Source organism: Massilia sp. WG5, assembly GCF_001412595.2.
Taxonomy (GTDB): Bacteria; Pseudomonadota; Gammaproteobacteria; order Burkholderiales; family Burkholderiaceae_D; genus Telluria.
This window is the reverse complement of record NZ_CP012640.2, coordinates 951,151-977,934: the sequence shown is the minus strand read 5'-3', so window position 1 is coordinate 977,934 and position 26,784 is coordinate 951,151. Positions and strand designations below refer to the sequence as shown.

The following is a 26,784-nucleotide window of genomic DNA, read 5'->3' as shown; positions in this document are numbered from 1 at the left end:
GGATTTCGGAGAATCATGTTGAATAAATCGTTAGTCTCGTTGCCAAGGACCCTGGCGCTGGCCGCCGTCTGCGCGGGTGCGCTGCTGCACGCGAGTGCGCAGGCGCAGGCCCAGGCGCCGACCGGCCGGATCGGTTTCATCTACACCGAAAGGCTGATGACCGAATCGAGGCTGGCGAAGGCGGCGGACGAGAAGATCCAGGCCGAATTCTCCAAGCGCCAGAAGCAGGTCGACGACATGGTCAAGCGCTTCAAGAGCGCCCGCGAGAAGTTCGACGAGGATGCGCCGAAGCTGAACGACATCGACCGCACCCGCCGCACCCGCGAGCTGCTGGACATGGAAAAGGACGTCCAGCGCATGCAGCGCGAATTCAATGAAGACCTGCTGCAGCGGAAGAACGAAGAGCGCTCGGCGATCGCCCAGAAAGCCTTCAAGCTGATCGAACAGGTGGCCGAGCAGGAACACCTCGACGTCGTGCTGCAGGAGGCCATCTGGTCCAGCCCGCGCATCGACATCACCGACAAGATCCTCAAGCTGCTCGACAAATAAGCGCCAGGATTTCAATCGAACGCCGGCCGGACGGATGCGCCCGGCCGGCGTATCATTATGCCTTTACCTCTCATTTTTTAACGGAACGACCAGATGGGCACTCGACTGGGTGAATTGGTCGAACGCTTCGGTGGACAGCTGGTGGGAAGCCCGGACCTCGCGGTCCAGGGCATCGCACCCCTCGACAGCGCCGACGCTTCGCACATCAGCTTTCTCAGCAATAGCAAACTGCGCGCACTGGCGGCGCAAAGCCGGGCGGCGGCGCTGATCGTCGCCCCGCTGGACGACGCCACCGTCGCCGCCACCTACGAGGGCGCGCGCATCGTCACCACCAACCCCTACGCCTACTTCGCCCGCGTCGCTCAGTACTTCGCCGCGCTGGAAGAAACGCCGAAGCCGCCGGGCGTGCACCCGTCCGCGAGCGTGCACGAGAGCGCGCGCGTCGACCCGGGCGCCCACATCGGCCCGCATGTGACGGTCGAGGCGGGCGCCACGATCGCGGCGGGCGCCGTGATCGACGCCGGCTGCTTCGTCGGCGCCGACGCCGAGATCGGCGAGGACTGCCACCTGTTCGCGAACGTGACCTTCCACGCGCGCTGCAGGATCGGCAAGCGCGGCATCCTGCATTCGGGATCCGTGATCGGCACCGACGGCTTCGGCTTCGCGCGCGAGAACGGCGTCTACATCAAGATTCCGCAGACCGGGCGCGTGATCCTGGGCGACGACGTCGACGTCGGCGCCAATACCACGATCGACCGCGGCGCGCTGGCCGACACCATCATCGAGAACGGGGTCAAGCTCGACAACCAGATCCAGATCGGCCACAACTGCCATATCGGCGCCAACACGGCGATGGCCGGCTGCGTGGGCGTGGCGGGCAGCGCGAAGATCGGCAAGAACTGCACCTTCGGCGGCGCCGCGATGGTGCTGGGCCACCTGGAAATCGCGGACAATGTCCATATTTCCTCGGGCAGCATGGTGTCGCGCTCGGTGCTCGAGCCGGGCCAGTACACCGGCTTCTACCCGCTGGCCAAGAATTCGGAGTGGGAGCGCAGCGCGGCGATCGTGCGCAACCTGTCTTCGATGCGCGAGAAGATCCGCACGCTGGAAAAGCAAATCAAAACCCTGACAGACAACACAGAACAAAAATGACTGAATCGCTCACCACTTCCAAGACCCTGAACATTACCCAGATCAAGGAATACCTGCCGCACCGCTATCCGCTGCTGCTGGTCGACCGCGTGGTCGACTATGAACTGGGCAAGACCATCACCGCCATCAAGAACGTCACCGTGAACGAGGAGTTCTTCAACGGCCACTTCCCGCACCAGCCGGTGATGCCGGGCGTGCTGATGGTCGAGGCGCTGGCCCAGACCGCGGCGATCCTGTCCTTCATGACCATGAACGTGAAGCCGGACGAGAACTCGGTGGTGTACTTCGTCGGCATCGACAATTGCCGCTTCAAGCGTCCGGTCGGGCCTGGCGACCAGCTGAAGATGGACGTCGAGATCCTGCGCAGCTCGCGCGGCATCTGGAAGTACAAGGCCCAGGCCAGCGTCGACGGCAAGGTTGCGGTGGAAGCGGAACTGATGTGCACGATCCGCGCGAACGAATCCGGTCAAGCGGGCGCGGGGCAGTGATGAGCAGGATTCACTCGACCGCGATCGTCGATCCGAAGGCCCGGCTGGACAGCTCGGTCGAGGTCGGCCCGTATTCGATCATCGGTCCGCACGTGCAGATCGGCGCCGGCACCGTGGTCGGCCCGCACGTCGTCATCGAAGGGCACACCACGATCGGCAAGGAAAACCGGATCTTCCAGTTCGCCTCGCTGGGCGCGGCGCCGCAGGACAAGAAGTGGGCCGGCGAGCCGACCCGCCTCGAAGTCGGCGACCGCAACACCATCCGCGAGTTCGTCACCTTCAACCTGGGCACGACCCAGGACGCCGGCGTGACCCGCCTGGGCGACGACAACTGGATCTCGGCCTACGTCCACCTGGCGCACGACTGCCAGGTCGGCAGCAACACGATCTTCTCGAACAATGCACAGCTGGCCGGCCACGTCCACGTGGGCGACTGGGCGATCCTGTCGGGCTACTGCGGCGTGCACCAGTTCTGCAAGATCGGCGCGCACGCCTTCATCGGCATGTACACCAGCCTGACCCAGGACGTGCCGCCCTATGTGCTGGTGTCGGGCAACCCGGCCGAGGCGCACGGCGTGAACATCGAAGGCCTGAAGCGCCGCGGCTTCACGCGCGAGCAGATCAACGCCGTCCGCGCGGCCTACAAGACCATCTACCGTTCCGGCAAGACGCTGGAAGAAGCCAAGGCGCAGATGGCGGAGGAGGCGGCCGAGGGCGGCGAGGGCGCCGCGCAGATCCAGGCCATGCTCGACTTCCTCGTTACCTCCACCCGTGGCATCGTCCGCTGAGAACAGCGCCCCGGTCCACTTGTCGCTGGTGGCCGGCGAGGTCTCCGGCGACATGCTGGCCGCGCGTTTGATGGCGGGCCTGCATGCGCACCTGCCGGAGGTACGCTTCAGCGGCATCGGCGGACCGCGCATGCTGGAGCAGGGGCTGGTCTCAAGCGTGCCGATGGACACCCTCACCGTGCGCGGCCTGTTCGAAGTGATTCCCCGCTACCGCGAACTGAAGGGCATCCAGAACCGCCTGCGCGACCGCCTGATCGCCGAGCGGCCGGCCGCCTTCATCGGCGCCGACTACCCCGGCTTCAACCTCGGGCTGGAAGAGCAGCTGCGCGCCGCCGGGATTCCGACCCTGCACTTCGTCGGCCCGCAGATCTGGGCCTGGCGCGGCGGGCGCATCAAGAAGATCCAGCGCGCGGTCTCGCACATGCTGCTGATCTTCCCGTTCGAAGAAGAGATCTACCGCAAGGCCGGCGTACCGGCGACCTATATCGGCCATCCGCTGGCCGAGCAGATCCCGCTGGCGCCCGACGTCGAAGGCGCGCGCCGCCAGCTCGGCATTCCGGCCGATGCGAAGCTCGTGACCGTGATGCCGGGCAGCCGCATGGCCGAGATCAAGTACCTGGCCGAGCCCTTCGCCGGCGCCGTGAAGCTGCTGGCCCGGCGCGACCCGGGCGTCCGCTTCATCGCGCCGATGGCGGGCGAACGCCAGAAGGCGTATTTTATGGACCTGGTGGCGAAAGCCGGGCTGTCCGACGTCCCCCTCGAGCTGATCGACGGCCAGTCGCACGCGGCGATCGCCGCGGCGGACGCGGTGCTGGCGGCCTCCGGCACGGCGACCCTGGAAGTGGCGCTGTACAAGAAGCCGATGGTGATCGCGTACAAGGTCATGCGCGCCTCCTGGGAGATCATGCGTCACATGGGCTACCTGCCGTGGATCGGGCTGCCGAACATCCTGGCGCGCGAGTTCGTGGTGCCGGAATTCCTGCAGCACGCGGCCACGCCCGACAAGCTGGCCGATGCGGTCTGGTTCCAGCTGACGGACGAGGCCAACCGGACGCGCCTGCAGCAGCGCTTCCTGGACATGCACCACAGCCTGCTGCGCAACAGTGCCGAGGAGAGCAGCCGTGCGGTCCTCGAAGTCATTGGATTGAAGAGATGAGCAAGAAGAAGTTCGATTTTTATCCCGGCCTGCCCACCCGCGGCCGCCCGTTCACCACCGTCGACATCGTCTGCGGCGTGGACGAGGCCGGGCGCGGTCCGCTGGCCGGCCCGGTCTATGCCGCCGCCGTGATCCTCGACCCGAAACGGCCGATCGAGGGACTGCGCGATTCCAAGAAGCTGACCGAGGCGCGCCGCGACGAGCTGGCGCCGATCATCAGGGAGCGGGCGCTGGCCTGGGCCGTCGCCGAGTGCTCGCACCTCGAGATCGACACCCTGAACATCCTGCAGGCGACCATGCTGGCGATGCGTCGCGCGGTCGAGCAGCTGGCCACCATGCCGACCATCGCCCTGATCGACGGCAACCGCTGTCCGCAGCTCATGGCGCCGATCCGCGCCCACGCCGTGGTCGAGGGCGACGACAAGGTGCATGCCATCTCGGCCGCCTCGATCCTGGCCAAGACCGCGCGCGACGCCGCCCTGGTGGCGCTGCACGACGCCTATCCGCAGTACGCCTTCGACCAGCACAAGGGCTATTCGACCGCGCTGCACCTGGAGCGCCTGCGCCTGCACGGCCCGTGCCCGGTGCACCGCCGTTCCTTCGCGCCGGTGCGCGCGTTGCTGCAGGCTGATCTTCTGGATTTTGCATGAAGACCGTCAGCTCGCGCGACAACCCCTTCTACAAGGACCTGAAACAGCTCGCCACCAGCTCGCAGGCGCGCCGCAAGGCCGGCCGCTCGCTGCTGGACGGCGTGCACCTGTGCCAGTCGTGGCTGGACCTGCGTGGCCTGCCGGCGCACTGCGTGGTGTCCGAGGACGCCCTGGCCAATCCGGAAGTCGCCGCCATCGTCGAGCGCGTCGAAGCGGCGCGCGGTCCCGTGACGGCGCTGCCGGAGGCGCTGTTCGGCGCCATCAGCCAGGTCGAGCACGGCGTCAGCCTGGTGTTCGTGGTCGATACGCCGTCGCCGCAGGCGCCGCAAGTGCTGGCCGAATCGGCGGTGCTGCTGGACGGCGTCCAGGACCCGGGCAACGTCGGCTCGATCCTGCGCAGCGCCGGCGCAGCCGGGATCCGCCAGGTCTGGTGCAGCCCGGGCACCGCCTTCTGCTGGTCGCCCAAGGTGCTGCGCGCGGCGATGGGCGCCCATTTCGTGCTGGAGATCTACGAGAACGTGGACCTCGCGGCCCTGGTGCGCGGGGCCGCCATCCCGGTGCTGGCGACCAGCGGCTATGCCGCCGAATGCCTGTACGACGTGGAACTGGCCGGCCCGGTGGCCTGGGTGCTGGGCCACGAAGGGCAGGGCGTGTCCGATACCCTGCTGAACCTGGCCAGCCGCCGCGTGGCGGTGCCGCACGCCGGCCAGGTCGAGTCCCTGAACGTCGCCGCCTGCGCCGCAGTGTGTTTTTTCGAGCAGTTGCGGCAGCAACGGCAGCAACGGGCATAGACGGCACCGGCCGCACGGGTTACTCTTGCGTTTGGGCAAGGGAGTCAAGATGGACACGATGCAGTCAGCGTTACAGAACCTACATTTTCTGGTGGCGGAAGCCGAACCGGTGCAGCGCCGCGCGCTGATCGAGGCGCTCGGCCAGCTCGGCGCCAGCCGCGTCACCGACGTGCCCGACGGCCCGACCGCGCTGCGCACCCTGCAGGCCGGCTTCACGCCGAAGATCGACGTCGCCGTCGTCGACCTGGCCCTGGGCGGCATGGACGGCCTGGAGCTGCTGCGCGCGATCGCCGCGCTCAAGTCGAGCGTGCGCCTGATCGTGATCGGCGCCCAGCCGGCCGGCGTCCTGTTCTCGGTCGAGACCCTGGCCCAGGCCTATGGCGTCGACCTGCTGGGTACCGTGGCCAAGCCGGTCACCAGCGCCAAGCTCAAGGCCGTGCTCGACAACTTCCAGCCGCCCGCACGTCCGCGCGCGGGCGCGAGCTCGCCGGCCTTCAGCTTCGCCGAAGTCGGCGTCGGCCTCCAGCAGCGCCAGTTCGAACCCTTCTTCCAGCCCAAGATCGAGCTGGCCACCGGCCAGGTGAAGGGCCTGGAGACCTTCGCGCGCTGGCGCCATCCGGAGCACGGCGTGCTGGGCCCGGCCGCCTTCATCGACGCGCTGGAGCAGAACAACCGGATCGATTTCCTCGACTGGACCATGATCGAGCTGTCGGTCGAACGCTGCCGCCAGTACCACGACCAGGGGATCCCGATCTCGATCTCGCTGAACCTGGCGGCCGAGACGCTGGCGAATCCGAACTTCATCCGCCAGGTTCAATCCTGCATGAAGCGCCACGGCGTGCTGCCGGATTACCTGAGCTTCGAGATCACTGAATCGTCGATCCTGAAATTCGATGTCGACTTCATCGAACGCCTGGTGCGCCTGCGCATGATGGGATTCGGCCTGGCGATCGACGACTACGGCACCGGCCGTTCCAACCTGCAGCTGCTGGCGCGGATTCCGTTCTCGGAGCTGAAGATCGACCGCTCCTTCGTCGACGGCGCCTCGAAGAAGCGCCCGCTCGGCACGGTGCTGAAATCCTGCCTCGGCCTGGCGCACAGCCTGGACCGCATGTCGGTCGCGGTCGGCGTCGAGACGCGCCAGGACTGGGACTTCCTGCAGGGGCTGGGCTGCACCTATGCGCAGGGCTACCACATTGCCAACCCGATGGAGGCGAGCGCGTTTCCGGGGTGGCTGGAAGACTGGCGGCATTTCTTTTAATAGGGGTTAACGAGGGGTCAGAGTCCGGTGTTGCTTTTAAAGGGACTCTGACCCCGGTGGGTAGTGGCGGCTCAACTTCGCTACGCGGCCGCCGCGTGCCGCCGTCAAGCCGCCACTGACCACCGGGGTCAGAGTCCCTCTAAAACCAACACCGGACTCTGACCCCTCTCTTAATACTCCCGCCGATCCGGCTTGATCTCCTGCAGGATCGTGGTCGAGATCTCCTCGATCGACTTGGTCGTCGACGACAGCCAGCGGATCCCCTCGCGCCGCATCAGCGTCTCTGCCTCGTTGACCTCGTAGCGGCAGTTTTCCAGTGACGCATATTTGCTGCCGGCGCGCCGCTCGTTGCGGATCTCGGCCAGGCGCTCCGGCGTGATCGTCAGGCCGAACAGCTTGTGCTTGAACTGCGGCAGGGCCGAGGGCAGCCTGCCGCGCTCGAAGTCGTCCGGAATCAGCGGATAGTTGGCGGCCTTGATTCCATATTGCATTGCAAGATAAAGGCTGGTCGGGGTCTTGCCCGAGCGCGACACGCCGACCAGGATCACGTCGGCATCGGCCAGGTTCTTGTGCGACTGGCCGTCGTCGTGGGCCAGCGAGAAGTTGATCGCCTCGATCCGGCTCTTGTATTCCTCGCTGTCGACCACGTTGTGGATGCGGCCGATGGTGTGGGTCGATTTCACGCCCAGTTCCTGCTCCAGCGGCGCGACGAAGGTCTGGAACAGGTCCATGTGCATGCCCTGGGCGGCGCGGATCACGGCCGACAGGTCGTGCTTGACCAGGGTCGAGAACACGATCGGGCGCTGGTTGTCGGACAGGGCGACGTCGTTGATGCGGCGCGCCGCATCGTACGCTTTCTCCATGGTATCGATGAAGGGCAGGCGGATCTGCCGGAACCGCATTTCGAACTGGCTCAGCACCGCGTGACCGAAGGTTTCGGCGGTGATGCCGGTGCCGTCGGACACGAAGAACACGGTGCGCGCGGCATTCGGATTGACGGGGGTGCTCAAGGGAGTCATGGTGCCTTTTTGCTAATATGATGACGAAGTTGCAGCCGTTGCACGGTGCGATGCACAAACGCAGGTTAAAATGCTCGGCAACGGATGTACGGATTGTGCTGCACGGCGGCCAGAATAACAAGAAAGCCCCGCCGGCCAGACAAGCCACGAAAGGTTCCCTATCATCAAAAAAGGTGTTTCATCATGACTAACCTGTCTACTGCAGCATTGAAGACACACGACCCGGCAGCAAGCGGCGAGAGCGTCTACGTTGCTTCTTTCGAAAACCTGCGCATGACCGACGTCGAGTCGGTCGGCGGCAAGAACGCTTCGCTCGGCGAGATGATCAGCCAGCTGGCCGAAGCCGGCGTGCGCGTGCCGGGCGGCTTCGCCACCACGGCCGACGCCTTCCGTGACTTCCTGCGCCACAGCGCCGACGGTGGCCCTTCGCTGGGCCAGCGCATCGCCACGCGACTGGAAAGCCTGGACGTCGACGACGTGCGCGCCCTGGCCGCGGCCGGCGCCGAAATCCGCCAGTGGATCGTCGAGACCCCGTTCCAGCCGCGCCTGCAGCAGGAAATCGAGGCCTTCTACGACCGCCTGGTCGCCGATTCGGACACCGAAGTGTCGTTCGCCGTGCGTTCCTCGGCCACCGCCGAGGACCTGCCGGACGCTTCCTTCGCCGGCCAGCAGGAGACCTTCCTGAACGTGGTCGGCATCGACAACGTGCTGGAAGCCATGAAGCACGTGTTCGCGTCGCTGTACAACGACCGCGCCATCTCCTATCGCGTGCACAAGGGCTTCACCCACGCCGAGGTCGCGCTGTCGGCAGGCGTGCAGCGCATGGTCCGTTCGGACACCGGCGCGGCCGGCGTGATGTTCACCATCGACACCGAGTCGGGCTTCAAGGACGTGGTCTTCATCACCTCCAGCTACGGCCTGGGCGAGACCGTGGTGCAGGGCGCCGTCAACCCGGACGAGTACTACGTGCACAAGCCGATGCTCGAGCTGGGCAAGAAGCCGGTCATCCGCAAGAACATCGGCTCCAAGCTGATCAAGATGGAGTTCACCAAGGAAGCCAAGGCTGGCCGTTCGGTGCAGACCGTCGACGTGCCGGTCGAGCTGCGCAACCGCTACTCGCTGAACGACGAGGAAGTGGTCGAGCTGGCGAAATACGCGGTGATCATCGAGAAGCACTACGGCCGCCCGATGGACATCGAGTGGGGCAAGGACGGCCGCGACGGCAAGCTGTACATCCTGCAGGCTAGGCCGGAAACCGTGAAGTCGCAGCAGAAGGCCGGCGACGCCCAGCAGCGCTTCAAGCTGAAGGGCACCGGCACCGTATTGACGAGCGGCCGCGCGATCGGCCAGAAGATCGGTGCCGGTCCGGTCCGCGTCATCAACGACCCGTCCGAGATGGAACGCGTGCAGCCGGGCGACGTGCTGGTGGCCGACATGACCGACCCGAACTGGGAGCCGGTCATGAAGCGCGCATCCGCGATCGTCACCAACCGCGGCGGCCGTACCTGCCACGCGGCGATCATCGCCCGTGAGCTGGGCGTGCCGGCGGTGGTCGGCTGCGGCGACGCCACCGATGTCCTGAAGGACGGCACTTTCGTGACCGTGTCCTGCGCCGAAGGCGACGAGGGCAAGATCTACGACGGCCTGCTGGAAACCGAGGTGTCGGAAGAAGTGCGCGGCGAATTGCCGCCGCTGAAGACCAAGATCATGCTCAACGTCGGCAACCCGCAGCTGGCCTTCGACTTCCAGTCGGTGCCGAACGGCGGCGTCGGCCTGGCGCGTCTCGAGTTCATCATCAACAACAACATCGGCGTGCACCCGAAGGCCATCCTCGAGTACCCGAACATCGACAACGACCTGAAGAAGGCGGTCGAGTCGGTTGCGCGCGGCCACGCTTCGCCGAAAGCCTTCTACGTCGACAAGCTGGCCGAAGGCGTGGCGACCATCGCCGCCGCGTTCTGGCCCAAGCCCGTCATCGTGCGCCTGTCCGACTTCAAGTCGAACGAGTACAAGAAGCTGATCGGCGGCTCGCGCTACGAGCCGGACGAGGAAAACCCGATGCTGGGCTTCCGCGGCGCGGCGCGCTACCTGGCCGAGGACTTCGCCGAGTCCTTCGAGATGGAATGCATGGCCATGAAGCGCGTGCGCGAAGAGATGGGCCTGACCAACGTCGAGCTGATGATTCCCTTCGTGCGCACCCTGGGCCAGGCCGAGAAGGTCATCGCCCTGCTGGCGAAGTACGGCCTCAAGCGCGGCGAAGGTGGGGGCGAAGGCGGCCTGCGCGTCATCATGATGTGCGAAGTGCCGTCCAACGCCATCCTGGCCGAGCAGTTCCTGCAGTACTTCGACGGTTTCTCGATCGGCTCGAACGACCTGACCCAGCTGACCCTGGGCCTGGACCGCGACTCCGGCATGGAGCTGCTGGCCAAGGACTTCGACGAGCGCGACCCGGCCGTGAAAGCCATGCTCTCGCTGGCGATCAAGGCGTGCCGCGCGCAGGGCAAGTACATCGGCATCTGCGGTCAGGGTCCTTCGGACAACCCGGACTTCGCGCAGTGGCTGGTGGAGCAGGGCATCGAGTCGATGTCGCTGAACCCTGACTCGGTCATCGATACCTGGAAGAAGCTGGCGGCGATGTAATCGGCGCCTGAGCAAGGAACCCCCGCCGGCTTTCGGGCCCGCGGGGGTTTTTCTTTTTGCCTCAGCCCTGCGGCTGCAGCGCGATCACCGCCATCCCCGCCAGCGCCAGGCCGGCCCCGAGCAGGTCGTAGCGGCTCAGGGCGACCCCGTCGACGAAGCGCAGCCACAGCAGGGCCGCCGCGATGTACATGCCGCCGTAGGCCGCATAGGTGCGGCCGGCGGCGCTGGGATGCAGGGTCAGCAGCCAGGCGAACAGCGCCAGCGAGACGCAGGCCGGCACCAGCAGCCAGGCGCTCCTGCCCGCCTTCAACACCAGCCAGGGCAGGTAGCAGCCGACGATTTCGGCCAGCGCCGTGAGGGCGAACAGCGCCGCGTATTTGACGAGCGTGGGCATGGGTCGTTTCCGATATACCGTTTATGCCATTTGCGCCGGCGCCGGCAGCGCGCGGGCGTCGACCACCAGGTTGCGTCCGCCGGCCTTGGCCGCGTACAGGGCGGCATCGGCGCGCGACAGCATGCCTTCGATGGTCTCTCCGGCGAGCAGGGTGGCGACGCCGATGCTGACCGTATAGCCGATGCCGCCGTCGCCCGCCGAACGGTCCAGGCCGTGGCGCAGGCGCTCGGCCACCGGCAGCGCGGTGTCGGCGCCGGTGTCGGGCAGCAGCACCGCGAATTCCTCGCCGCCCAGGCGGGCGACGATGTCGATGCTGCGCACCACCGCGCCGGTGCGCTCGACGATATCGACCAGCACGCGGTCGCCGGTGGCGTGGCCGTGGGTATCGTTGATGCGCTTGAAGTGGTCGACGTCGAACAGCAGCAGCGACAGCGGGCTGCGGCGGCGCAGCGTGCGCGCCTGCTCGCGCGCGGCCAGCTCGAAGAAGGCGCGGCGCGAGCAGGCCCCGGTGAGGTGATCGTGGTCGGCCGCATGCCGGGCGCGGGCGATCAGGTCGCCGTTCGCCATCATGACCGCGCCCAGGGTCAGCGCCGGCAGCGACAGGGCGCCCGCCGAGAAGAAGACCATGCTGAGGATCGCATCTTCCCATGGCATCGAAGCGCCGCCCAGCTGGGCGCCGTAGACCAGCGCACGCACGATCTGCAGGCCGGCGTTGGCATAGGCGGCGCAGACGGTGAACAGGACCGGGTAGCGGCGCTTGGTGCGCCCCAGCTGCGGCGACAGCAGCAATCCCATTTCCAGGCACAGGGTCGCGTGCAGCAGCGACATCGCGACGACGCGGCCGCCCACCGAATCGACGCCATGGTGCAGCACGAGGATCAGGAACAGGCCCAGCACGACGGTGGCGCCCAGGCGCCGCCAGGGCACCGGCAGCGCCAGGTGGCGCCGGTAGCCGGCCAGCATCGTCACCGTGGTGCCGAGCAGCAGGGTGTTCGCGACCTCGATCGACCACACGTCGGGCAGCGCGCCGCGCGCCGCGAACAGCGGCATCGCCACCACCGCCATCGCGTTCGCCGCGAACCATTCGCGGATGCCGCGGGCCCCGCTATCGCGCAGCGAGGACAGCACGAGCAGCATGACGGCGGACAAAGCCATCGTCACCAGCAGCAGGCTTACGACGATCAACATGGAAAGAAGACGGGAAGGAAACGGAAGATTGCCTTATGGTATCAAAAATCGGTGAAAAACCCTACTCCCATCTTGGTTTTAGCACTCGATGTTGACTCTCTGTCCAGAAACGGTAGACTGGATGTAGAGAATTGTCTATTCAAGTCATTTATCATCGATACGACACAGAACAGGTTTGACCCTCGTCACCCGTCCCGGGAGGCGGGGGTTTTTGACTTTTTGGGAGAAAACCATGGCTGACTGGATGGGCTGGCTCGTGGCAGCCGGCGTGCTCGTGATCCTGGAGCTGTTCACCGGGACCTTCTACCTGTTGATGATTGCCATCGGACTGGCGGTCGGCGGGGTCGTGGCGCTGGCCGGGGCCGGCGGGCCGGTGCAGACCATCGCCGCGGCCGCCATCGGCGTGCTGGCGACCGCGCTGCTGCACCGCTCGCGCTTCGGCCGTCCGGCGAAGCACGACGCCTCGCGCGACCGCAACGTGAACATGGACATCGGCCAGCGCGTCACCGTGCCGGGCTGGGACAACGGCCGCGCGCGCGTGATGTACCGCGGCGCGCTGTGGGATGTCGAGCTGGGCCAGGGCGCGACGCCGCAGGCCGGGGAGTTCCGCATCGTCGAGGTGCTGGGCAGCCGGCTGGTGGTGGCCAATGCGGCGTCCCATCCATAAGATTTGCTTCACATAACAACTCATCTATAAGGGATGCTCATGGAATTCTCTTTCGGTACCGTGGCGCTGGTCATCTTCATCATTGCCTTGGTGTTCGTCATCAAGACCATCAACGTGGTGCCCCAGCAGCATGCCTGGGTGGTCGAGCGGCTCGGCAAGTACCATGCGACGCTGGCGCCCGGCCTGAACATCGTCGTGCCCTTCATCGACCGCATCGCCTACAAGCACAGCCTGAAGGAGATCCCGCTCGACGTGCCGCCCCAGGTCTGCATCACCAAGGACAACACGCAGCTGCAGGTGGACGGCATCCTGTACTTCCAGGTGACCGACGCCATGCGGGCGTCGTATGGTTCCTCGAACTACATCCAGGCCATCACGCAGCTGGCCCAGACCACGCTGCGTTCCGTGATCGGCCGCATGGAGCTGGATAAAACCTTCGAGGAGCGCGACCACATCAACACGACGGTGGTGAACGCGATCGACGAATCGGCGGCCAACTGGGGCGTGAAGGTGCTGCGCTACGAGATCAAGGACCTGACCCCGCCGGCCGAGATCCTGCACGCGATGCAGCGCCAGATCACCGCCGAGCGCGAGAAGCGCGCGCTGATCGCCGCCTCCGAAGGCCGGCGCCAGGAACAGATCAATATCGCCAGCGGCGAGCGCGAGGCGGCGATCGCCCGTTCCGAAGGCGAGAAGCAGGCGTCGATCAACCGCGCCCAGGGCGAGGCGACCGCCATCGTGGCCCTGGCCGACGCCAGCGCGACCGCCCTGCGCCAGGTGGGCGAGGCGATCCGCAGCCCCGGTGGCATCGACGCGGTCAACCTGCGCGTGGCCGAAGAGTATGTGCGCGCCTTCGGCAACCTGGCCAAGACCAACAACTCCATCATCGTACCGGCCGACCTGGGCAATATGAGCGGCCTGATCGCCAGCGCGCTGCAGATCGTGAAGGCCGAGCGCTGATGCGGGTGGTGGTGATCACCGGCGGCTCGGACGGGATCGGCGCCGAGCTCGCGCGCCAGCTGGCCGCCCGCGACGGGGCGGGCCTCGCGCTGGTGCTGGCCGCGCGCGACCGCGACAAGCTGGAGCAGGTCGCCGGCGAGTGCGCGGCCCTCGGCGCGCAGGCGCTGGCGGTGCCCACCGATGTCGCCGACCAGCAGCAGTGCCGGCATCTCATCGCCGCCGCGGCCGGGCGCTTCGGCCGCATCGACATGCTGGTCAACAATGCCGGCCGCTCGGCGCACGCGCTGTTCGAGGAGGTGCCGGATCTCGGCTGGTACGAAGAGCTCATGCGCATCAACCTGTGGGGCAGCGTGTGGTGCACGCAGGCGGCCTTGCCCTGGCTGAAAGCGGCGCGGGGGCGGATCGTCGCGGTGTCTTCGCTGGCCGGCCTGGTCGGCGTGCCGGGGCGCACCGCCTACAGCGCCAGCAAGTTCGCGATGACCGGCTTCTTCGAGGCCCTGCGCGCGGAACTGAAGGGCGCCGGGGTGTCGGTGACGATCGCCTATCCGGGCGTGGTCGATACCCGGATCCGCTACCGCGGCTTCAATGCGCTGGGCCGGGAGGCGGGCAGCAGCGGCCTGCGCGAGGAGGGCGCGATGACGGTCCGGGAATGCGCACGCCTGATCGCCGACGGGATGGAGCGGCGCAAGCGCGAGGTCGTGATGACGGCGAAGGGCAAGCTGGGGCGGCTGATGAAACTGCTCGCCCCAGGGTTGGTGGAGAAGATGGCGATGGCCGCGCTGAAGGACGAGCTCCGGCCTTAGAAATCCACCGTCGCCGACACGCTCACCGTACGCGGCGCCCCCAGCACCAGGTAGCCGGCGCCCGGATAGCCGCCGGCCGAGGCCCAGTAGTTGCGGTCGAAGGCATTGTCGACGCGGGCGCGCAAGGTGAGGTCGCGGTCCATGACGCGGGTCAGGTAGTTGGCCCCGAGGTCGAGACGGGTCCAGGACGGCAGCCGCTGGGTGTTGGCGGCGTCGGCATACTGCTTCGAGGTGCTCAGCACGCGCGCGTTCAGCGACAGGCCCGGAACCCGCGCGATATCCCATTCCGCGCCCAGGTTCAGCTGGGTCTGCGGCACGCCGATCGCATCCTTGCCCTGGTTGACGCCGCCGGCGGTGCGACGCTGTTCGGCGTCCAGCAGGGTCAGGCCGCCCAGCACGCGCAGGCCGTGCATCGGCATGCCGAACACCGACAGTTCCAGACCGCGGTTGCGCTGCTCGCCGAAGATGCCGAAGACGCGATCCTGGATGCCGCTCAGCGGCTGCGACGTGGTGAACACGGCCGCGCTCATGCCCAGCTTGCCGCTGTCGACCTTGACGCCGACTTCCTTCTGGCGCGAGGTGTAGGGCGCGAAGACCTGGCCCTGGTTGACCGGCACCACGGGGAAGCCGGACGCGGTCGGGCCCTGCTGCAGGGCTTCGGCGTAGTTCGCGTACAGCGACAGGTTTGTCAAGGGCTTGTAGACGATGCCGGCCACCGGGGTGTTCGCGCTTTCGTCGTAGCCGGCGTTCTGTGCGCCGGTGTTGTAGTCGTAGCTGGTGTCCTTGATGCGCTGGCGGCGTACGCCGACCGTCACGCGCAGCGCGTCGTCCAGCAGCGCCATGGTGTCGGCGATGGCGTAGCTGCCCAGGATCGCCTTGTGCGTCAGCAGCGGGTTCGCCATCGAGCCGCCGGTGAAGAAGGTGGGCGAGGGCGCGGCCACGTCGACCGGGCGGTACAGGTTGGTCGACCAGCCGGCGAAGTCGCTCAGGCCGTAGGCGTTGAAGGACTTCATCTCGAAGGCCGAGGCGCTGGCGCTGATCGTGTGCTTGACGGGGCCGGTGCGCAGCTCGCCGCGCACGCCGATCTCGCCGGTGCGGGTGCGGTCGTTGCGCTGGTTGTCGAAGCGGCCCATGTTCAGGCCGCCGGCATTATCCGTGGTGGTGGTCGTGGTCAGGGCGTTGAATTCGCTGCCGTTGCGGGCGCCGAAGGCGGCCCATCCGACCACGTTCGGGGCCAGGTCGGCCTCAAAGCGCAGCGTGCCGAAGGTGTCGCGCTCGAGCGAGCGGGTCCAGGGCTGGGCGAAATTGTGGCTCGCATCCGGCGCGCTCGGGACGGCGAGGCCGGCGCCGACCGTGACGCTCGGGCGGGCGCGGTCCAGCTGGTGTTCCTGGAAGCCGACGTCGGCCGACAGGCGGTAGTTGTCGCCGCGGTAGTCCATCCCCACCGACAGCACGTTCAGTTCGCGCGATTCGCGGTCCACCGCGGTGTCGCCGTCGCGGCGCACGGCGTTGACGCGGATGCCGGCGCGGTCGCCGTCGCCGAAGCGGCGTGCGACGTCGAAGGCGCCGTAGGCCTGGCCGCCGGATTCCACGCCCACCGTCACCTGGCTCAGGTCGCGGTTCGGGGCGCGCTTCGGCACCAGGTTGACCGAGCCGCCGATGCCGCCGCCGCCCGGCGCCGCGCCGTTGATGAAGCTGTTCGCGCCGCGGAAGATCTCGACGCGCTCGAGCAGCTCGGAGGCCACGAACTGGCGCGGCAGGAGGCCGTACAGGCCGTTGTAGGCCATGTCGTCGGAATTCACGGCAAAGCCGCGGATCACATACAGTTCCTGGAAGTTGCCGAAGCCGCGCGCCACCCGCACCGAGGGGTCGTTCTGGACCACGTCGGCCACGCTGCGCGCCTGCTGGTCCTGGATCAGGGCCTGGGTGTAGTTGGTGCCGTTGAAGGGCGTGTCCATGATGTCGACATTGCCCAGCAGGCCAAGGCGGCCGCCGCGCGCCACCTGGCCGCCGGCGTAGGCCGCCGGCAGGCCCTGGGCCGAAGCGTCGGCCGAGGCGCTCACCACGACGGTCGGCATGGCCGGCTGCGCGCCGGACTGGGCCTCCTGGGCCTGGGCGAAGGAGGCGGCGAACAGCAGGGCGCCGAGGGCGGGCGGGGTCAGTTTCATGGTCATGGTGCGTCGACTATTGATGAGAATAATTCTCATTATATCCATCGTGCTTGATTTCGTAAATGAGAACTATTACTATCTGGGCCATGTCTCCCGTCTCCCTCCGCCGCTGGTCCTGGATCCACAAATGGAGCAGCCTGGTCTGCACCGCCTTCATGCTCCTGCTCTGCCTGACCGGACTGCCGCTGATCTACCACCACGAGATCGGCCAGCTGCTGGGCAACGAGGTCCAAGCGCCGACGCTGCCGGCCGCGCAGGCCGCCGTTGCGGCGCCGCGCGCGAGTCTCGACGAGGTCATCGCCGCCGGCCAGGCGCGCTACCCGGACAAGATCATGATGTACATGTCGCAGGAGCTGGATGAGCCGGCGCTCTGGTTCCTGACGATGGGCGCGAATCCGACCGATCCCCAGTTCGTCTCGATCGCGATCGACGCGCGCACCGCGCAATACGTGGCCGAGCCGCCGATCGAGGGCGGGGCGCTGATGGCTTTCCTGTTCCACCTGCACGTCGACCTGTTCGCCGGCGTGGCGGGCAAGCTCTTCCTCGGATTCATGGGCGTGCTGCTGCTGGTGGCGGTCGTTTCCGGCGTGGTGCTGTACGCGCCCTTCATGCGCAAGCTGGCCTTCGGCGACGTCCGCCACGGCCGCACCGCGCGCCTGAAATGGCTGGACCTGCACAACCTGCTCGGCATCGTGACCCTGGTATGGACCCTGGTAGTGGGCGCGACCGGCGTCGTCAACACGCTGGCCGACGTGCTGCTGCAATACTGGCAGTCGACCGAGATCGCGGCGATGGTCAAGCCCAAGGAAGAGCAGATGCGGGGCCGGCCGCCGTTGAAAACACTGGCCTCGATGGAGCAGTCGGTGGCGCGCGCCCAGGCGCTGCAGCCGGGCATGCGGGTCGGCTTCATCGCCTTCCCCGGCACGCCCTTCGCGAGCGCCCACCATTACGGCGTGTACATGCACGGCGACCAGGCGCTGACCTCGCGCCTGTACAAGCCGGTGCTGATCGACGCCGGCAGCGGCCAGGTCACCGACCAGCGCACGCTGCCCTGGTACCTGAGCACGCTGCTGCTGTCGCAGCCGCTGCATTTCGGCGATTACGGTGGCGCCGGCATGAAGTTCCTGTGGGCGCTGCTCGACCTGGCGACGATCGCCGTGCTGGGCAGCGGCCTGTACCTGTGGTTCAAGCGCGGCCGCGCCGCCAGGACCAAGGCGGCAACTGCACCGAAGTCCGCGCCGCGGCCGGCGCTGGCCGGCGAAGGAGAGCGCCGATGACGCCCGCCTTCCGCGCCCTGTGGGGCATGCCGATCCTGCTCGGCGTCCTGACCGCGATCGGACTGGTGGCCGGGCTGCTGGGCGACGGCTGGTGGGACCTGGTGTCGGTGGCCGCGCTGGGCGTGCCGGTGCTGGTCGGCGCCTGGCACATGGTCAAGCCCGCCCGTTCGCCACATTCGTAGCGCCCGTGCCCACACGAGCGCCGCATGCATACATCCCCTTTAATCTTCTATTAAGCTTCTGCCAATCAATACGGCGTATAAAGCAGATGACATCAAACCGAGGAGTCCCGCTGTGAAGAACTTCGTGCGCAACAATAAAGGCTTTCTGGCTTTCCTGGTCCTGTTCGGCGTCTTCCGTACGGCCGTGGCGGACTGGAATCCGATTCCCTCGGCGTCGATGCATCCGAACCTGCTGGAAGGCGACGTGGTGCTGGTCAACCGCATGGCCTTCGACCTGAAGGTGCCGCTGACCGACGTGGTGCTGGCCCACATGGGCGAGCCGGCGCGCGGCGACATCGTCACCTTCCGTTCGCCGAAGGACGGCACCCTGCTGATCAAGCGCCTGGTCGCGCTGCCCGGCGACACCGTCGAGATGCGCAACGAGCGCCTGTATATCAACGGCAAGGGCGCCGACTACGACATGGTGGCGGAATCGCTGGACTCGGTGCAGGGTTCCACGCTGCGCGCGCTGCAACTGTCCGAGACGATCGCCGGCGGCAAGGGCGGACGCCGCCACATCCAGGTGCTGCCGGACCTGGTGGCGCCGCGCACCTTCGGGCCGCTGCGGATTCCGCAAGGCCAGTACCTGATGCTGGGCGATAACCGCGACAACAGCGCCGACTCGCGCATGATCGGCCTGGTGCCGCGCAAGCTGCTGATCGGCCGCGCCGAGCGGGTGCTGGTGTCGGCCGACTACCAGGGCAACTGGATGCCGCGCACCGAGCGCTTCGGGATGTCCCTGTACCGACCCTGAGCGTTTGTCGCTACAATCCGCCTTTCGGTTTTTTCAAGCAAACGGAAGGCGATGTAGATGCAAAGACTGTTGACGGTGATCCTGGCCTGCCTGGGTATGGTGGGTGCGCTGGCGATCGATACCTACCTGCCTTCCATTCCCGCGATCGGGCGCGCCTTCGAGGTCGGGCCGGTCGCGGTGCAGCAGACCCTGAGCGTGTTCCTGTTCACGTTCGCCTTCATGATGCTGTTCTACGGGACCCTGTCCGATTCCTTCGGCCGTCGGCCCGTGATCCTGGTGGCGCTGGCCCTGTACACCCTCGGTTCGGTCGGCGCTTCGCTGGCGCCCAGCTTCGGCTGGCTGCTGGCCTTCCGCGCGCTGCAGGGCCTGTCGGCCGGCGCCGGCTCGGTGATCGGCCAGGCCATCGTGCAGGACCGCTTCAGCGGCGCCCAGGCGCAGAAGATGATGTCCCACATCATGATGGTGTTCGGCCTGGCGCCGGCCATCGCCCCGGTGCTGGGCGGCTGGCTGCACGTGAGCTTCGGCTGGCGCGCCACCTTCGTGTTCCTGGCCCTGTTCGGCGCGACGATGCTGCTGCTGTGCTGGCGCCTGCTGCCGGAAAGCCTGCCGCCCGAGAAACGCCATGCCTTCCACGGCGGCGCCATCGCCCGCAACTACCTGAAGGTGCTGGGCCATCCGCAGTTCCTGCTGCTGTCGCTGTCGGTGGGCTTGGCCTTCGGCGGCCTGTCCCTGTACATCGGCTCGGCCGCCAACTTCGTGATGGAGATCCTGCACCTGCCGGAGACCGCCTTCGCCTGGATGTTCATCCCGCTGATCAGCGGCATGGTGATCGGCTCGGCCTGGGGCGGCAAGCGTGCCGCCAGCCACGCGCCCGCCCGCATGCGCGCGATCGGCTTCGGCCTGATGCTGCTCGCCTGCGTGCTGAACGTCGGCTATACCGCCTGGGCCGGCGCCGCGGTCGCGGTGCCCTGGGCCGTGCTGCCGCTGATGGTGTATACCTTCGGCCTGGCGGTGGCGATGCCGGCGATCCAGGTCGGCGCGCTGGGCCTGTTCCCGGACAACCGCGGCCTGGCCGCGTCGATGCTGGCCTTCATCCAGATGATGGCCTTCGCCCTGGTCTCGGGCCTGGTCGCGCCGCTGCTGTTCGGCAGCGCCTTCAGGCTGGCCTGCGGCGTCACGGTCGGCCTGGCCGGCAGCTGGCTGGCGCTGTTGCTGGCGGGCCTGGCGGAGCGGCGGCGCTCCCGGTAGACTGGACTTTTCCCGACCGGAGTCCGCCATGCAGTCGCTTGCACGCAGTCTTGTCCTGGCCGCCATGATGTGCGGCGCCGCCGCCCAGGTGCAAAGCGCGGCGCAGGCGCCGGTCGGCGATTACCACCAGCACATCTTCAGCGCCCGCGACATCGCCTTCGCCGGTCCGGCGACCACGCTGCGGCCGCTCGACGCGAAAGACCTGATCGCCCTGCTGGACGCGGCCGGCATCCGCAAGGCGACCCTGCTGTCGATCGCCTACCAGTTCGGCAAGCCGGGCGTGCAGGTGGCGGACGAAGCCGGCATGGTGCGCGCGGAAAACGACTGGACCGCGGCGCAGGCGGCGCGTTATCCGGACCGCCTGCTCGCCTTCTGCAGCTTCAATCCGCTGAAGGATTACGCGCTGCGGGAACTGAAACGCTGCGGCGGCCAGGCCGGCACGGCGCGCGGCATCAAGCTCCACTTCGGGAATTCGGACGTGCAGCTCGACGACCCCGCCCATGTGGCGCGCCTGCGCGAGGTGTTCGCCGCCGCCAACGCGGCGCACATGGCGATCGTGGTGCACCTGCGCGCGAGCATCGGCAAGGGCCGGCCCTACGGCGCGCGCCAGGCGAAGATCTTCATTGAACAGCTGCTGCCGGCCGCGCCCGACGTGACGGTGCAGGTGGCGCACTTCGCCGGCAGCGGTCCGGGCTACGAGGATCCGCCGGCGCGCGCGGCGATGGCCGAACTGGCCGCGGCGGTCGCCCGGCGCGACCCGCGCACCCGCAAGCTGGTGTTCGACGTCGCCTCGATCGTCGACCGCGACATCGGGCCGGAGCTGGCGCAACTGGTGGCGGACACCATCCGCCAGGTCGGGACGGGCAGGGTGCTGTACGGGACCGACGCGGCCCAGGGCGACAACCTGCGCCCGCGCGAATCCTGGGAAGCGTTCAGGAAGCTGCCGCTGAGCGACAAGGAATTCGCGCAGATCGCCGCCAACGTCCCGCCGTACTTCCGCTGAGACGGAGGACGCCGGACGCGGCCTTCACTGCGCCGCGGGGCGCCGCATCAGTCCCGGAATGATGGACAGCAGGCGGTCCACCGAGAGCGGCTTGCCGAGGTGGGCCGAGAAGCCCGCCTGGCGCGCCATCGCGATGTCCTGCTCGCGCGCCAGTCCGGTCACGGCCACCGCCGGCAGCTCGGCGTGGGGCGGCAGCTTGCGCACTTCGCGCAGCAGCGCATAGCCGTCCATCTCGGGCATCGAGATGTCCGAGACCAGCAGGTCGACCTCGGCGCGGGCGAGGATCTCGAGCGCCTGGCGCGCGCTGGTCGCGACCAGCACCTCGGCGCCGTACATGTCCAGCAGCGATTTCATGACCAGTACCGCGTCCTCGACGTCGTCGACCAGCAGGATGCGCAGGCCGGCGACGTCGCGCTGGTGTTCGGCGGGCGCGCCGGCCGGCTGGCCATGCCCTTGTTCCAGCAGCGGCAGCCAGACCGAGAAGCAGGCGCCCTTGCCGATGCCGTCCGAGCGCACCTCGATGCGGCCGCCGTGCAGGGCGACCAGCTCGCGCACCAGCGCCAGGCCGATCCCGAGGCCGCCCTTGGCGCGGGTGGTGACGGAATTCGGCTGGCCGAACATCTCGAACACCTTCGACAGGGCGCCCTGGGCGATGCCCTGGCCGGTATCGATCACGTCCAGGCGCAGGGCGCCGTCTTCCTGGCCGAGCCGGACTTCGATGCGCCCGCCCTGGGGCGTGAACTTGACCGCGTTGCTGAGCAGGTTCATGACGACCTGCTCGAAGCGCACCGCGTCCGCCATCACGACCAGCCCGGCATCCAGGCCGATGGCCGCGATCTCGAGCCCGCGCGCGGACGGGTCGGCGCGCGCGACGTCGACGATCGCGCCGACCGTCTTGCCGGCGTCGAGCGGCGCCACGTGCAGCGCCAGCTTGCCGGTGCGGATGCGCGACAGGTCGAGCAGGTCTTCGATGATCTTGGCCTGGCTGAGAACCGAGGTGCGGATCGCTTCGGTGCAGCGCAGGGCGGTGGCGGCAGCGCGCACCTCGGCCATGCGCGACAAGAGGTCGGCATTAATGCTGATCATGTTGAGCGGCTGGCGCAGCTCGTGCGACATGATGGCCAGGAACTGGTCCTTCATCGCCGCGGCGTGCTCGGCGCCGGTACGCTCCTGGTGTTCGTGGCTGAGCGCCTCGTCGCGCTCGCTGGTCTGGCGCTGGCGTTCGGTCTCGTCGCGGGCGATCTTGGCGTAGCCGTATTCCGCGTTCGCGCCGAGCGGGCTGGTGACGCCGCTGGCGTAGAAGCGGCTGCCGTCCTTGCGCAGGTGCCAGCGCTCGTCCTCGGCGCGACCGTCTTTCCGCGCGCGCTCCATCTCCTGCTCGCGCGCACCGGCCGCCAGGTCTTCCGGCGTGAACAGGCGCTCCAGCGTCTGGCCCAGCATTTCCGTCTCGGTGTGGCCGAACATCCGTTCGGCGCCCCGGTTCCAGCTGGTGGCGCGGCCCTCGGCATCCATCGTGATGATGGCGTAGTCGCTGGCGCTTTCAGCCACCATGCGCATGCGCGCCTCGCTGGCGCGCGCCAGCTCCTCGGCCTGGCGCCGTGCGCTGATGTCGAAGAAGGTCAGGATCGCGCCTTCGATCCGGTCCTCGGTGGTGCGGTAGGGCAGCAGGCGCACGATGTACCAGCTGCCGTCGTCGCTGCGCACTTCGCGCTCGACCGGGCGCAGGGTCACGAAGGTGGCGTTGACGTCGTCGGCCAGTTGCTCGTAGTCGAGCCGGTGGGTCAGGTCCAGCAGCGAGCGCCCGAGGTCGGAGGCGATGATGCTGAAGATGTCGGTCGCGCGCGGCGTGAAGCGCTTGATGCGCAGCATGCTGTCGACGAAGATGGTGGCGATGTCGGTCGAGGCGATCAGGTTGTTCAGGTCGTCGTTGGCCTTGCCGGTCTCCTCGACCTTCACCTTGAGCTCGTAGTTGACGGTGATGAGCTCCTCGTTCACCGACTGCAGCTCTTCCTTGCTGGTCTCGAGTTCCTCGGTGGCGGAGCGCAGCTCTTCGTTGATTGCCTGGAGTTCCTCGTTCGAGGCGCGCAGCTCCTCGGTCGAGATCTCGGAATGCTCGATCGTTTCCTGCAGCTGCTCCTTGGTGCGCTGCAGCTCGGCCTCGAGCTGGGTCAGGACCAGGTCGTCGCGCGGCGCCCCGGCCGTCCCCGGCTCGGCATTCGGCGCCGCTTCGTCGAACAGGACCAGCACGAAATCTTCCGCGCTGTCGTCGTCATGGAAGGCGCGCAGCTTCATGCCGATGACCGGCGCACGGTCGTGCATCTCGACCGGGATCGGGCGGCATTCGACGGCCGGGCTGCCGTGCTGGACCTGGTACAGCGCGCCGCGCAGTTCGAGGCGCAGCGCCGGCAGCACCAGCGCCAGCACGTTGCGCGACGGTTCGCCGCCGCCCATGCGCAGGAACTGGCCGGCCTGCTGCGTCATGTGGACGATGTTCAAATCCTTGTCGAGCACCACCGAGGGCGGGGCCGACCGCGCCAGCGCGCGCTGGTGCACCTCGGCGTAGGAGAACTGGCGCCGCACCGGCGGGCGCTGGATCGATTCCGGCAGGCGGCTGACATGGCTCGGCAGGTGGGTGCCCGAGCCCGGCGTGCGCGCGGTCTGGCGCGCGCGGTAGATGCGGTTCTTCTTGTCCACCGGGACGAAGTAGTCCGCTACCGAATCGGCGGACTCGGAGCCGCCCAGGAACAGGTAGCCGCCCGGCTTCAGCGCGAAGTGGAACATTTCCAGCACGCGCGCCTGGACCTCGCGGTTCAGGTAGATCAGCAAATTGCGGCAGGAGACCAGGTCGAGGCGCGAGAACGGCGGGTCGCGCAGCACGTTGTGGGCGGCGAACAGGATGCGGTCGCGGATCGGCTTGCGGATCTGGTAGCGGTCGTTGTCCTTGGTGAAATGGCGGCGCAGGTGGCTGGGCGCGACGTCGGTGATGATCGAGGACGGATAGTTGCCGGCCCTGGCCTGGGCGATGGCGCCGCTGTCGATGTCGGAGGCGAACACCTGGAAGGGCGGCGGCTGGGGCATGTCGGCGGCGTGGTCGGCCAGCAGCATCGCCAGCGAATAGGCTTCCTCGCCGGTGGAGCAGGCCGCCGTCCAGACCCTGACCTCATCCAGGGGGCCCTTGTCCTTGAACAGTTCGGGGATGATCTCGCGCTCGAGGGCTTCGAAGGCTTCGCGGTCGCGGAAGAAGTTGGTCACGCCGATCAGCATGTCGTCGAGCAGCGCGCTGCATTCGCGTCCGTCGCCCTCGAGCAGGGAGCGGTAGTCGGGCAGGGTGTGCACGCCGCGCACCTGCATGCGGCGCTCGATCCGGCGCAGCACGGTGGCGCGCTTGTACTGCTTGAAGTCGTGGCCGGTGCGGTTCAGCAGCAGCGAGATCACCCGCTGCAGCGCTTCCTCCGCCTGTTCCGCAAGCTCCGCACGCACCGTGTGCGCGATCTGCTCCTCGCCGTCGCCAACGGCCGGCATCTCGATGACGCGCGCGTTCTCCCACAGCTCGATCAGCTTCTGCGGCATGTCGACCACCGGCAGCACGAAGTCGACCGCGCCGGTGCGGATCGCGGCGTCCGGCATGTCCTCGTGCTCGGCGTCGGCCGGCGACTGCGCGATCGTCAGGCCGCCCTGTTCCTTGATCCTCGTGAGGCCGACCGCGCCGTCGGCACCGGTGCCCGACATGACGATCGCCACCGCGCGCTCGCGGTGGACCTCGGCCAGGGTACGGAAGAAGATGTCGATCGCGATGTGGCTGCCGCGCGGCCGCTCCAGGTCGGTCAGGCCGAGGTAGCTGTCGACCATCGTCAGGTGGCGGTTGGGCGGGATCACGTACACGTGGTCGGGCCGGACCTGCACCGGATTGAGGACCTGGAGCACCGGCATGCGGGTGGCGCGCTGCAGCACCTGGTCGGCCGAGCTCTTGTGCTTGGGCGAGAGGTGCAGGATGACCACGTAGGCCATGCCGGTATGGCGCGGCATGTTCTCGAAGAAGCGCAGCAGCGCCGGCAATCCGCCGGCCGAAGCGCCGATGCCGACGACCGGGAAGTCGATCGTGCTCGGCACGACACCGGGTTCGGTCGGAGGGGTGCTGGGCGAATTGGCGGGGTCGTGCATGCGCGGCAGTGTCAAAAATGTTTTGATCGCCAGTGTAGTGCATCCACACATGCCGGGCCAGGAAATGTTGGGATTCCTGCACGCCGGCGGCCCGGCCGGCGCGCGCCCGTCCGCGGCTCAGCGGCGGTTGTTCTTCATCGCCTTTTCGATCTCGCGCTTGGCGTCGCGGTCGCGCTCGGTGTCGCGCTTGTCGTGCTGCTTCTTGCCCTTGGCCAGGCCGACTTCGCACTTCACGCGGCCGCCCTTGAAGTGCAGGTTCAGCGGCACCAGGGTGTAGCCGGAGCGCTCGACCTTGCCGACCAGCTTCTCGATCTCGGCCTTGTGCAGCAGCAGCTTGCGGGTGCGAAGGGCTTCCGGATGGCTCCAGGCGGAGGTGGCGGTCAGGGCGCTGATGTGGGCGCCGAACAGGAACAGCTCGCCGTTGCGTACGACGACGTAGGCTTCCTTGATCTGGACGCGGCCCTCGCGGATCGCCTTGATTTCCCAGCCTTGCAGGACCAGGCCGGCCTCGTAGCGGTCTTCGATGAAGTAGTCGAAAAAGGCTTTCTTATTATCAATAATGCTCATGAAATAGCTAAAATGCGCGCGTCGGTTAAACTACTGTTAATCCAACATCATAACAAACGGCTGACAAATGGCAGTAGTGCACAAATCAGTTTTCTTGGGCTATAGCGCCGAGCAAATGTTCGACCTCGTTGCGAAGGTTGAAGATTATCCGAAGTTTCTTCCCTGGTGCAGCGGCGTGAAGCTCCTGGAACGGACCGAGGACAACTTGACCGCGTCCCTGCAAATCAACTTCCATGGCGTGAAGCAGAGCTTTACCACCTCCAACCACAACCAGCGTCCGACCCAGATGAAGATGCACCTGGTCGACGGACCTTTCAAGATGCTGGAAGCGGTGTGGTCCTTCAAGGCCCTGCGCGCCGACGCCTGCAAGATCGACTTCGACATGCAGTACGAGTTCTCGAGCGTGATCCTGGAACAGATCGTGGGACCGGTGTTCGGCATGATCGCCAACACCATGGTCGATTCCTTCTGCAAGCGTGCCGAGCAGGTATATGGCGTCTGATATGGCTCAGTTGGCGGATGCGCTGCAGGTCTACGTCGTGTACGCCACGCCGCAGGACGAATTCATCCATCCGATGCGCGTCGCGCCCGGCGCCACCATCGGCCAGGCGATCGAAGGCAGCGGCGTGCTGGCGCGCTTCCCGGAGATCAACCTGGTGACCCAGCCGGTCGGCATCTACGGCAAGAAGAAGACGCTGGACACGGTGCTGCGCGACCGCGACCGCATCGAACTCTACCGGCCGCTGGTGGCCGATCCGAAGGATTCGCGGCGCAAGCGCGCGGCGAAGAAGCAGAACGCGTAGGGTGGGCACCGCGTGCCCACGCGTGACGTCTGCACATCGCCGGCGCCCACGCGTGGGCATAGGATGCCACCCT

Annotated in this window: 25 protein-coding genes; 19 read left to right on the top strand and 6 right to left on the bottom strand. The window is 67.3% G+C overall.

Annotation, left to right across the window (positions count from 1 at the left end; genetic code table 11):
* The first annotated feature begins 15 nt into the window (after positions 1–15).
* The 8 genes from AM586_RS04240 to AM586_RS04205 all read left to right on the top strand — a co-directional run bounded on the left by AM586_RS04240 (position 16) and on the right by AM586_RS04205 (position 6,835).
* Positions 16–549, top strand: coding sequence for an OmpH family outer membrane protein (locus AM586_RS04240; RefSeq protein WP_052233771.1), 534 nt, complete (start codon positions 16–18; stop codon positions 547–549).
* Between the two features lie 93 nt (positions 550–642).
* Positions 643–1,701, top strand: coding sequence for a UDP-3-O-(3-hydroxymyristoyl)glucosamine N-acyltransferase (gene lpxD, locus AM586_RS04235; protein WP_052233772.1), 1,059 nt, complete (start codon positions 643–645; stop codon positions 1,699–1,701).
* Positions 1,698–2,189, top strand: coding sequence for a 3-hydroxyacyl-ACP dehydratase FabZ (gene fabZ, locus AM586_RS04230; RefSeq protein WP_052233773.1), 492 nt, complete (start codon positions 1,698–1,700; stop codon positions 2,187–2,189). The genes lpxD and fabZ overlap by 4 nt, the downstream gene beginning before the upstream one ends.
* A complete protein-coding gene (lpxA, locus tag AM586_RS04225; protein ID WP_052233774.1) occupies positions 2,189–2,977 on the top strand; it encodes an acyl-ACP--UDP-N-acetylglucosamine O-acyltransferase in 789 nt (262 codons plus the stop codon). Before fabZ ends, lpxA begins: the two co-directional genes overlap by 1 nt.
* The gene (gene lpxB / locus AM586_RS04220; RefSeq protein ID WP_082439636.1) at positions 2,961–4,133 is read left to right on the top strand and encodes a lipid-A-disaccharide synthase; all 1,173 of its coding nucleotides are present in this window, start codon (positions 2,961–2,963) and stop codon (positions 4,131–4,133) included. The genes lpxA and lpxB overlap by 17 nt, the downstream gene beginning before the upstream one ends.
* Positions 4,130–4,783: a ribonuclease HII gene (gene rnhB / locus AM586_RS04215; protein WP_052233775.1), complete on the top strand. Its 654-nt coding sequence runs from the start codon at positions 4,130–4,132 to the stop codon at positions 4,781–4,783. Before lpxB ends, rnhB begins: the two co-directional genes overlap by 4 nt.
* Entirely contained in the window at positions 4,780–5,574 is a 795-nt protein-coding gene (locus AM586_RS04210; protein WP_052233776.1) for an RNA methyltransferase, read from the top strand. The genes rnhB and AM586_RS04210 overlap by 4 nt, the downstream gene beginning before the upstream one ends.
* 58 nt (positions 5,575–5,632) lie before the next feature.
* Entirely contained in the window at positions 5,633–6,835 is a 1,203-nt protein-coding gene (locus AM586_RS04205) for an EAL domain-containing protein (protein WP_109370549.1), read from the top strand.
* A gap of 170 nt (positions 6,836–7,005) precedes the next feature.
* Here AM586_RS04205 and AM586_RS04200 read toward each other — a convergent pair whose 3' ends face one another.
* On the bottom strand, positions 7,006–7,854 hold the full coding sequence (locus tag AM586_RS04200; RefSeq protein ID WP_052233777.1) for a pyruvate, water dikinase regulatory protein: 849 nt from the start codon (positions 7,852–7,854) through the stop codon (positions 7,006–7,008).
* A gap of 273 nt (positions 7,855–8,127) precedes the next feature.
* Between AM586_RS04200 and ppsA the strand changes: the two genes are divergently transcribed.
* Entirely contained in the window at positions 8,128–10,494 is a 2,367-nt protein-coding gene (gene ppsA, locus AM586_RS04195) for a phosphoenolpyruvate synthase (protein ID WP_052233881.1), read from the top strand.
* Between the two features lie 61 nt (positions 10,495–10,555).
* Here the strand turns inward: ppsA and AM586_RS04190 are convergent, their stop codons facing one another.
* Both AM586_RS04190 and AM586_RS04185 read right to left on the bottom strand, forming a co-directional pair.
* A complete protein-coding gene (locus tag AM586_RS04190; protein WP_052233778.1) occupies positions 10,556–10,888 on the bottom strand; it encodes a YnfA family protein in 333 nt (110 codons plus the stop codon).
* 21 nt (positions 10,889–10,909) lie between these two features.
* The gene (locus AM586_RS04185; protein WP_052233779.1) at positions 10,910–12,076 is read right to left on the bottom strand and encodes a diguanylate cyclase; all 1,167 of its coding nucleotides are present in this window, start codon (positions 12,074–12,076) and stop codon (positions 10,910–10,912) included.
* A gap of 232 nt (positions 12,077–12,308) precedes the next feature.
* On the opposite strand from AM586_RS04185, the gene AM586_RS04180 reads away from it, so the two are divergent.
* Genes AM586_RS04180 through AM586_RS04170 form a run of 3 tightly spaced genes read left to right on the top strand, consistent with a single transcriptional unit; the run spans position 12,309 to position 14,506 of the window.
* Positions 12,309–12,743 carry an NfeD family protein gene (locus tag AM586_RS04180; protein WP_052233780.1) on the top strand — a complete coding sequence of 145 codons (435 nt, stop codon included), beginning with the start codon at positions 12,309–12,311 and terminating at the stop codon, positions 12,741–12,743.
* 39 nt (positions 12,744–12,782) lie between these two features.
* Positions 12,783–13,703, top strand: a complete 921-nt coding sequence (locus tag AM586_RS04175; protein ID WP_052233882.1) for an SPFH domain-containing protein — start codon at positions 12,783–12,785, stop codon at positions 13,701–13,703.
* The gene (locus tag AM586_RS04170) at positions 13,703–14,506 is read left to right on the top strand and encodes an SDR family oxidoreductase (protein WP_052233781.1); all 804 of its coding nucleotides are present in this window, start codon (positions 13,703–13,705) and stop codon (positions 14,504–14,506) included. The genes AM586_RS04175 and AM586_RS04170 overlap by 1 nt, the downstream gene beginning before the upstream one ends.
* Here the strand turns inward: AM586_RS04170 and AM586_RS04165 are convergent.
* A complete protein-coding gene (locus AM586_RS04165) occupies positions 14,503–16,680 on the bottom strand; it encodes a TonB-dependent siderophore receptor (RefSeq protein ID WP_052233782.1) in 2,178 nt (725 codons plus the stop codon). The two genes, AM586_RS04170 and AM586_RS04165, sit on opposite strands and share 4 nt — an antisense overlap.
* Positions 16,681–16,763: 83 nt before the next feature.
* Between AM586_RS04165 and AM586_RS04160 the strand changes: the two genes are divergently transcribed.
* From AM586_RS04160 to AM586_RS04140, 5 genes are all read left to right on the top strand, one after another.
* The gene (locus tag AM586_RS04160; RefSeq protein ID WP_052233783.1) at positions 16,764–17,954 is read left to right on the top strand and encodes a PepSY domain-containing protein; all 1,191 of its coding nucleotides are present in this window, start codon (positions 16,764–16,766) and stop codon (positions 17,952–17,954) included.
* On the top strand, positions 17,951–18,136 hold the full coding sequence (locus AM586_RS04155) for a hypothetical protein (protein WP_052233784.1): 186 nt from the start codon (positions 17,951–17,953) through the stop codon (positions 18,134–18,136). Before AM586_RS04160 ends, AM586_RS04155 begins: the two co-directional genes overlap by 4 nt.
* Before the next feature lie 112 nt (positions 18,137–18,248).
* A complete protein-coding gene (gene lepB, locus AM586_RS04150; RefSeq protein WP_052233785.1) occupies positions 18,249–18,929 on the top strand; it encodes a signal peptidase I in 681 nt (226 codons plus the stop codon).
* A 57-nt stretch (positions 18,930–18,986) separates the two neighbouring features.
* Positions 18,987–20,177 (top strand): multidrug effflux MFS transporter, encoded by a 1,191-nt coding sequence (locus tag AM586_RS04145; RefSeq protein ID WP_052233786.1) that lies wholly within the window; start codon positions 18,987–18,989, stop codon positions 20,175–20,177.
* A gap of 28 nt (positions 20,178–20,205) precedes the next feature.
* Positions 20,206–21,180 (top strand): amidohydrolase family protein, encoded by a 975-nt coding sequence (locus AM586_RS04140; protein ID WP_052233787.1) that lies wholly within the window; start codon positions 20,206–20,208, stop codon positions 21,178–21,180.
* A gap of 24 nt (positions 21,181–21,204) precedes the next feature.
* On the opposite strand, the gene AM586_RS04135 is transcribed toward AM586_RS04140, so the two are convergent.
* Positions 21,205–25,341: a CheR family methyltransferase gene (locus AM586_RS04135; RefSeq protein WP_052233788.1), complete on the bottom strand. Its 4,137-nt coding sequence runs from the start codon at positions 25,339–25,341 to the stop codon at positions 21,205–21,207.
* Positions 25,342–25,458: 117 nt separating this feature from the next.
* Positions 25,459–25,908 (bottom strand): SsrA-binding protein SmpB, encoded by a 450-nt coding sequence (gene smpB, locus AM586_RS04130; RefSeq protein WP_052233789.1) that lies wholly within the window; start codon positions 25,906–25,908, stop codon positions 25,459–25,461.
* 67 nt (positions 25,909–25,975) lie between these two features.
* Here smpB and AM586_RS04125 point away from each other — a divergent pair, with 67 nt between their 5' ends.
* The gene (locus AM586_RS04125) at positions 25,976–26,410 is read left to right on the top strand and encodes a type II toxin-antitoxin system RatA family toxin (protein WP_052233790.1); all 435 of its coding nucleotides are present in this window, start codon (positions 25,976–25,978) and stop codon (positions 26,408–26,410) included.
* 1 nt (position 26,411) lies between these two features.
* Positions 26,412–26,711 carry an RnfH family protein gene (locus AM586_RS04120; protein ID WP_052233791.1) on the top strand — a complete coding sequence of 100 codons (300 nt, stop codon included), beginning with the start codon at positions 26,412–26,414 and terminating at the stop codon, positions 26,709–26,711.
* The last annotated feature ends 73 nt before the right edge of the window (positions 26,712–26,784 follow it).

Coding starts and splice junctions, on each gene's coding strand:
- AM586_RS04240 (WP_052233771.1), top strand. CDS start 16: ATGTTGAATAAATCGTTAGTCTCGTTGCCAAGGACCCTGGCGCTGGCC.
- lpxD (WP_052233772.1), top strand. CDS start 643: ATGGGCACTCGACTGGGTGAATTGGTCGAACGCTTCGGTGGACAGCTG.
- fabZ (WP_052233773.1), top strand. CDS start 1,698: ATGACTGAATCGCTCACCACTTCCAAGACCCTGAACATTACCCAGATC.
- lpxA (WP_052233774.1), top strand. CDS start 2,189: ATGAGCAGGATTCACTCGACCGCGATCGTCGATCCGAAGGCCCGGCTG.
- rnhB (WP_052233775.1), top strand. CDS start 4,130: ATGAGCAAGAAGAAGTTCGATTTTTATCCCGGCCTGCCCACCCGCGGC.
- AM586_RS04210 (WP_052233776.1), top strand. CDS start 4,780: ATGAAGACCGTCAGCTCGCGCGACAACCCCTTCTACAAGGACCTGAAA.
- AM586_RS04205 (WP_109370549.1), top strand. CDS start 5,633: ATGCAGTCAGCGTTACAGAACCTACATTTTCTGGTGGCGGAAGCCGAA.
- AM586_RS04200 (WP_052233777.1), bottom strand. CDS start 7,854: ATGACTCCCTTGAGCACCCCCGTCAATCCGAATGCCGCGCGCACCGTG.
- ppsA (WP_052233881.1), top strand. CDS start 8,128: ATGACCGACGTCGAGTCGGTCGGCGGCAAGAACGCTTCGCTCGGCGAG.
- AM586_RS04190 (WP_052233778.1), bottom strand. CDS start 10,888: ATGCCCACGCTCGTCAAATACGCGGCGCTGTTCGCCCTCACGGCGCTG.
- AM586_RS04185 (WP_052233779.1), bottom strand. CDS start 12,076: ATGTTGATCGTCGTAAGCCTGCTGCTGGTGACGATGGCTTTGTCCGCC.
- AM586_RS04180 (WP_052233780.1), top strand. CDS start 12,309: ATGGCTGACTGGATGGGCTGGCTCGTGGCAGCCGGCGTGCTCGTGATC.
- AM586_RS04175 (WP_052233882.1), top strand. CDS start 12,783: ATGGAATTCTCTTTCGGTACCGTGGCGCTGGTCATCTTCATCATTGCC.
- AM586_RS04170 (WP_052233781.1), top strand. CDS start 13,703: ATGCGGGTGGTGGTGATCACCGGCGGCTCGGACGGGATCGGCGCCGAG.
- AM586_RS04165 (WP_052233782.1), bottom strand. CDS start 16,680: ATGACCATGAAACTGACCCCGCCCGCCCTCGGCGCCCTGCTGTTCGCC.
- AM586_RS04160 (WP_052233783.1), top strand. CDS start 16,764: ATGTCTCCCGTCTCCCTCCGCCGCTGGTCCTGGATCCACAAATGGAGC.
- AM586_RS04155 (WP_052233784.1), top strand. CDS start 17,951: ATGACGCCCGCCTTCCGCGCCCTGTGGGGCATGCCGATCCTGCTCGGC.
- AM586_RS04145 (WP_052233786.1), top strand. CDS start 18,987: ATGCAAAGACTGTTGACGGTGATCCTGGCCTGCCTGGGTATGGTGGGT.
- AM586_RS04140 (WP_052233787.1), top strand. CDS start 20,206: ATGCAGTCGCTTGCACGCAGTCTTGTCCTGGCCGCCATGATGTGCGGC.
- AM586_RS04135 (WP_052233788.1), bottom strand. CDS start 25,341: ATGCACGACCCCGCCAATTCGCCCAGCACCCCTCCGACCGAACCCGGT.
- smpB (WP_052233789.1), bottom strand. CDS start 25,908: ATGAGCATTATTGATAATAAGAAAGCCTTTTTCGACTACTTCATCGAA.
- AM586_RS04125 (WP_052233790.1), top strand. CDS start 25,976: ATGGCAGTAGTGCACAAATCAGTTTTCTTGGGCTATAGCGCCGAGCAA.
- AM586_RS04120 (WP_052233791.1), top strand. CDS start 26,412: ATGGCTCAGTTGGCGGATGCGCTGCAGGTCTACGTCGTGTACGCCACG.